Source organism: Acetobacter indonesiensis, assembly GCF_000963945.1.
Taxonomy (GTDB): Bacteria; Pseudomonadota; Alphaproteobacteria; order Acetobacterales; family Acetobacteraceae; genus Acetobacter; species Acetobacter indonesiensis.
Genome location: NZ_BAMW01000052.1, coordinates 1 through 4,890, shown reverse-complemented (window position 1 = coordinate 4,890; position 4,890 = coordinate 1). Strand labels below are relative to the sequence as shown.

At 56.1% G+C, this 4,890-nt stretch carries 5 protein-coding genes; 1 reads left to right on the top strand and 4 read right to left on the bottom strand.

Annotation, left to right across the window (positions count from 1 at the left end; genetic code table 11):
• The first annotated feature begins 191 nt into the window (after positions 1-191).
• Positions 192-1,301, top strand: a complete 1,110-nt coding sequence (locus tag Abin_RS12335; RefSeq protein ID WP_048847386.1) for an integrase — start codon at positions 192-194, stop codon at positions 1,299-1,301.
• Between the two features lie 8 nt (positions 1,302-1,309).
• Here the strand turns inward: Abin_RS12335 and Abin_RS12330 are convergent, their stop codons facing one another.
• The 4 genes from Abin_RS12330 to Abin_RS16190 all read right to left on the bottom strand — a co-directional run bounded on the left by Abin_RS12330 (position 1,310) and on the right by Abin_RS16190 (position 4,791).
• Positions 1,310-1,651, bottom strand: a complete 342-nt coding sequence (locus tag Abin_RS12330; protein ID WP_255319440.1) for a MerR family transcriptional regulator — start codon at positions 1,649-1,651, stop codon at positions 1,310-1,312.
• Between the two features lie 342 nt (positions 1,652-1,993).
• Positions 1,994-2,629, bottom strand: a complete 636-nt coding sequence (locus tag Abin_RS12325) for a hypothetical protein (RefSeq protein ID WP_048847382.1) — start codon at positions 2,627-2,629, stop codon at positions 1,994-1,996.
• Between the two features lie 86 nt (positions 2,630-2,715).
• Positions 2,716-2,934 carry a hypothetical protein gene (locus Abin_RS12320; RefSeq protein WP_024716921.1) on the bottom strand — a complete coding sequence of 73 codons (219 nt, stop codon included), beginning with the start codon at positions 2,932-2,934 and terminating at the stop codon, positions 2,716-2,718.
• Between the two features lie 261 nt (positions 2,935-3,195).
• Positions 3,196-4,791, bottom strand: a complete 1,596-nt coding sequence (locus Abin_RS16190; protein ID WP_048847378.1) for a helicase-related protein — start codon at positions 4,789-4,791, stop codon at positions 3,196-3,198.
• Between the last annotated feature and the right edge of the window lie 99 nt (positions 4,792-4,890).

Here is a 4,890-nt window from a genome sequence, read left to right as displayed (position 1 = left end):
CGCCCTTTCACGGCGGCAACACGGGTTCGAATCCCGTACGGGACGCCAATCTTTCCAATGACTTAGAGTTTTGGTCACGGAATGATTGACTGCTTTTGGGCCCACCTTGGGCCCATCGCCAAAAAAGACGATAAGCACATGGTCCCAATGGGCCCATAAAAAGGCTATGCTGGGCCCAAGCGAGGCTCACCATGAAAGATCGAATCACTTCTGCTAAAATTGATCCAGCGACAGGCCGCGCTCTTCCCGCAGGCGTAGAGTATCGCGGCAAGGGCCAGTATCGGGCCCGCAAGCGCATTGCAGGCGGAGAGCGGATCCATCAAACCTTCTCCTCGGCCAAACTCGCCCGGCGCTGGCTGGACACGACGGCCGCCAAACTGGAACTCGGACAATTTGAGGACACGCGACCGCTGGAACGTCAGACTGTCCGCGACCTGGTCGACCGTTATGTACGCGAGGAAATGCAAACCCGGGAAAATGATCGCAAAGGTCACATCCCCTCCATTCTTCAGGACGAGATCGCACAGCTTGCGCTGGTCGATCTGACCCCGATGGCAGTTCGCGGCTTCCGAGATCGACTGGCTGAGAAATACAGTGCTGCGACGGTTGTCAAACGGCTCAACCTGCTGGCCGCGATCTGCCAGCATGCGATCGCGGAGTGGGACCTGCCCTTTTCAAAAAATCCGGCTGCCGCAACGGCGGTCAAGCGGCCCGCTGGCGCAGACAAGAAGCGCAACCGTCGTCTGATTGGCGATGAATACGACCGCCTGCTGGAAGCCATGGCAACTTCGCCCTGGCCTGATGATGTAATCTTCGTCCAATTTGCCATTGAACAAGGCACGCGACGGGAGGAAGCCCAGACACTCCGCTGGCGTGACGTCGATTTTGATCGTCACGCTTTATCCTTGGAAAAAACGAAGACCATGCATCGCGCCATCGAACGTGGCCCGGAAATCCGTCCCCTGACACCTGGTGCGGCCCGCCTGCTGCGGGCCCTTCAGGCACAACGCAAATCCAGCCGGCCCGGAGATCTCGTCTTTGATATTGGCAGCAAAGACGCATTCTCCGTGCGGTTCGGACGGATGACGAAGAAAGCTGGCCTTCGGGACCTCACCTTCCATGACCTAAGGCATGAGGCGACAAGCCGCCTCGCACGGATTTACACCAACCCGCTCGAACTCCGCCGGGTGACAGGTCATAAAGATATCAAATCCCTTGACCGGTACTACCAGCCTCACACGGAAGATTTGGCCGCCAAAGCCATCGCATATGAAAAGCGTAACTTTTCTGACAAGCAATAGCGTTTCCGTCAGGCTGTCACGAATGACAGCCTGATCAGAGCTACAAGCAATAGTGCTGCGATCACAATCCAGAAACTGAAATCCGGACTGAAGACCAGACTCTCGCCGCGACCCCGACGCTTTTTCGGGAGTTGCTTTCTCTCTGTTTCCAGCATCTTCCTCGCAATAAAATCATCCAGATCCTCGATACGAAAACACCGGATCCGACCGATTTTCAACGACCGAATTCCCAACGCCTCATGCTGGTTCCGTAATGTTCCTTCTGCAAGACCGATATACGCTGCCGCTTCAGGGTAACGCAGCAGACCATGAAACTCTATTTCCAGAGCTCCGCTTTTAGCCGCCGACATTCTGCATACTCTTCTGTTTTGAGTATATAGTCGGAGATGTGCACTGGCAGAGTGCGCTCCTGCCAGATTCCATTTATCTATTCTTGTACTGGACATTCCTTCAGCCTCCACAAGAGGAAACTGGCTTCACTCAACGATCGGAACCAGAACATCGAATCAATGACCAATTTCCCTGTTAAAATCAGGGTATGAGACATTCCTGAAACGGCAAGACGGTTTTTTCGCAATTTTTGACATCGTTCGATTGCGCTTCAGATACCAAAACTGATGTCGTGCGCTACCATTCCTGACGTGGGAGCTCCGGTTCCGGTCACCCCACGCCTCAGGCATCGGTCCTTGCCCTTATAGCGACATCTCTCTGTCACGCCCGTCGTCAGCGATCCGGTCCACCAGAGACCGGCAGAGTGCCTTCAGGTCTTCTGGACGCGCCAAAAGATCGAGAAAGATGCAGACTGGGGTGATGCCAACACGGCGGTAGAAGGCTTCACGCCGCTCGAACCGCTCCAGTCCCCGCAACTCGTGGTCGTTCCGGGTAATGCGGTTGGGACCACAGGAACCGATGACCTCGATAAAGCAGGCAGAACTTCTCCTGCGCAATGTCAGGTCCGCTTTCTCCACCCCGAGGTCAGCCATGATCGGCTGATGGAGATCGATTTCCATATCCTCGTGCTTCAAAGAAGCCAGTATCTGGTAAACGATGCGTTCAGGAAGGGACTCCAGTGTCTTGCCATCAGAAGCAATCTTCCCTGTCGGTGGCAGATCGGGCCAGCGTGTCCGTGCCTGGGCGTCGACGCGGGCCCAGTCCCGCTGACCGGACTCACCGATGAACACCAGATGTTGGCCAGCCGGGCCGAGGTACCGGCAGATGGCCTCGCTCGGTGGAGCACCGAGGGCACGGGCCAGATCCCGATAGGTGATCAGATCAGCTTCGGTGGGGTGAAAACGGGAGGGCGTAGCGTCTTCTGAAGCGCGAAACATTCTTTATTTTCCTAATGAAACGAGAACAGGCGCGATTTGAGCGCGCCTGTTAATGGAAGAAAGGGATATGAGTGAGGAGGAATGCGTCAGTCGCAGCCGGAGCCTTCGCCATCCAGAATCTTGCTGGTCACGCACCGGACCTTGCGTCCAATCATGCGCGTCAGAATGACGACGCCCTCCAGAATGCGATCGTCCGTATTACCTTCGAGCGATTGGCTTATGGCAAAGTCAAGCAGCCGGTGCAGGGCCACGAGCTGCATAAGATCCGCCTCTACAGCGGAAGAAATTGTTGTGTGGTCGGACATTGACTTTCTCGTTTACAAGTATTGCGGGACGAGGAACCCACACGCAAAAAACCGATACCAGATCGGAAAAGAACAAATTTCTTTGGGGAATTTAGGGTGTGAGACCTCAACATCCCGGAAAAATTAGGATCAGATCACACAATAAAAACAGAACAAGAAATACTGCACCGTTAACCGTACCAGAGTTCACGAGACTCGTTTCTGAAAAATACCAGCTTAAGTCGTTATAGATTCGAACTGATCTTACCGGCCTGAAAAGCGTTACTGTTTTTTGGAGCGAGGAAGTGCCCTCTTCCGCGTGACCGCGACCTGGGCGTTCTTTGCAACTTCCGACCGCTGGGCTTCAGACATCAGGGCGGCGATCACACGGCTTCTTACACTGGCATCCGTCCCCTCGATGCGCCTGCCGACAATACCAGCCTTTTCGTCGAGGATCGTGTTGATGTTGGCGAGTTTCTCAATGAGAACTTTGGCAACGTACTCATCCAGATTCTGCCTGTCGGGCATATGCGCCAGAAGACTGATGATGTGATAGCCTTTCGCCATCTGACCTGCCCGGTGTCCGCGATCCTCAGCCTGATGCATCGCCGCCGGAACCCAGTCGAGCTCCACAAACACGCAGGTGTCAGCACGATGGAGGGTCAGAGCCTCACCCGCCGCGTTGATCGAACCCAGAAAGATCTCGGCCTTTCCTTTTTGAAACATTTGCTCTGCGCCCGCACGCTCACGATCAGGCGTCTCGCCATGGACTGTCACAACGGATCGACCGCGCCGGCGGAGCTGTTTCTCCAGTTCCGCAATCACGCCACGATGATGCGCGAAGACCAGACACGCTCCTTTGGCCTCAACCACATCATCAATCAGATCCACCGTGGCTGGATTGGCAACCTTGGCAAGACCAAGCCATTTGCGGGCAGATGAAAGGAGACCCATGATGGCTTTTGCAATGCCGCCTGACGTGGTACCGCCTGCAATTTCCCGCCCGACAGTCTGCAAAATCTGCTCCATGACCTCGTCATAGTGCCACAGGGCTTCCCCTTGCGGTGCAATCTCCACCCACTGCCTGATCTTGTCCGGCAGATCGAGCACATCGGCCTTGAGCCGCCTGACCATGATCGTTTTGAAGATTTCCGCTACCGCCGCATCCTGCGCAGCATTTCGGTCCGACCGTCGGTGACCCTGGGCCAGTGCTCCTGCAAGACGATCCCGGGCACCGGGAAGAATGGCTTCGATCAGGCTCGCCCCCTCTCCGCCGTGGTTGCGCAAAGGGGTGCCGGTCAGGAGAACCGCACCCCGTGAGCAATCCTCGATAAGGGTGCGAACGGCACGGGTACGCCCGGCATCCCTGTTCTTGATACGATGGGCCTCATCGGCGAAGACCACGTCGGGTTCCCACGCCATCAGAGCATGCAGCATTTCGGAAGACAGGCGTCGGCCCATCCGATGCAGGAGCGTCATCGTCTGGCTGCTGATCCCCCGACCGGCTGGCATCAGCAAATTGCGTAACACATTTCCAATCTCGGGATTGATCCGCGCATCAAAATGAAAAGGCGTGAACTTGCCATCACCCTCATCGCGTCCCTCTTCTGCGGCCAGCTGGCTGGCACTTTTCTTCTCCTTACCTGGCATCTCGGCCGCCGCACGAACCTGATAATGGCCAGCTTCCCGCAGCTTCGTCCGAAGCCAGCTCGCCGTTGCAGTGTCCGGTGGCGTAAACTTTCCAGCCCGGGCGGTCAGAACATCATAGGTTACGATTGCCCACCCGGCATCGGGCAGATCCGTCAGATCCTGAAGAGATTCCTCGACATGAAAAATACGGTCTGTTCCGGACCAGCCTCTGATTTCCCGGTCCCACACCCACCGGGCATTCGCGGGAGCAACGACGAGAACGCGCTGTGCCCTGCACCCTGAACTGCCCCGGGTTTACCGGAGAGCGATTTATTCAGTAATCAGGCA